The sequence below is a fragment of the Priestia sp. P5_B4 genome (assembly GCF_056400385.1).
In genome coordinates this window covers 1-1,028 of the sequence record NZ_JBFULJ010001130.1, presented here as the reverse complement: position 1 = coordinate 1,028, position 1,028 = coordinate 1, and the positions used below count along the sequence as shown (strand labels likewise).

2 protein-coding genes are annotated in these 1,028 nt (G+C 40.7%); both read right to left on the bottom strand.

The genetic code is table 11. The features are described 5' to 3' along the window. Positions 1–556 (bottom strand): SulP family inorganic anion transporter (locus AC1DRF_RS29375; protein WP_477742494.1); only part of this gene is annotated, 556 nt, incomplete at its 3' end. A 16-nt stretch (positions 557–572) separates the two neighbouring features. Continuing rightward, on the bottom strand, positions 573–1,028 hold a 456-nt coding region (locus AC1DRF_RS29370), incomplete at its 5' end, for a beta-class carbonic anhydrase (RefSeq protein WP_477742493.1).

The window sequence follows — 1,028 nt, the reverse complement described above, 5'->3', positions numbered from 1 at the left end:
GCGTTGTAATCACGATAGCTAAACAAATAGCGGCTATGATGACGCTGTAAATGTTAATCGTTGCAATTTTTCGTAGGATTTCAATCATATTTAAATGAAATTCCTCATGTTTTGCAATTCCTTTTAATCCTAGAAAATTAGCGACCTGACCTGAGAAGATAATAATCGCAATTCCTGCTGTAAATCCAATCGTTACAGGGCGCGGAATAAACTTTATAAATTTCCCTAGCTTAAATATTCCGAGAAGCGTAATCATAATTCCAGCCATAAAGCCGGCAATAATGAGGTTCTCATAACCATACTGCATGACAACTCCAAGCAGCACTGGAACAAATGCACCTGTTGGACCAGCAATTTGAAATTTCGATCCGCCTAATATTGAAACCATAATCCCTGCGATAATGGTTGTATAAATCCCGTATTCAGGTCTTACACCAGAAGCGATGGCAAAGGCCATTGCTAAAGGAATAGCAACGACCCCAACAACCAAACCGGCGATAATGTCTTTTTGTAAATGCCCTGCTGAATAGCCTTGAAATCGGTTATCTTTTAGCATTCGATAAAATCCTCCTTCATGAGCTTACGGTTTCAGCTCGGTCTTGGGAATAGCCGTTGACAACGACGTCAAGTTTTCCTGTTGAAGGATGAATAACCATTCCAGAAACAAGCACGTCTTTCGGTAATAAAGGGTGATTTCGAATCATATCCACACTGTTTTCGACACTATCTTCTACACATTCAAACCCAGTCAGCCATGATTCTAAATCAATACCGGCATATTTTAGATTACGAATCTGTTCCGTGCTGATCCCTCTTTGTTCAGCAGAGGCTAAAATAGCTTCAGCTTTCATGCCCGTCATTCCACATTCATGATGACCGATGACACATACTTCATCAGCTTGCAAAGCGTAGACGGCAACTAATATACTTCTCATGACGCTGCCAAAGGGATGGGAGATAACAGCTCCGGCATTTTTCACTATTTTTGCATCTCCATTTTTTAGCCCCATGGCTTTAGGAAGTAATTC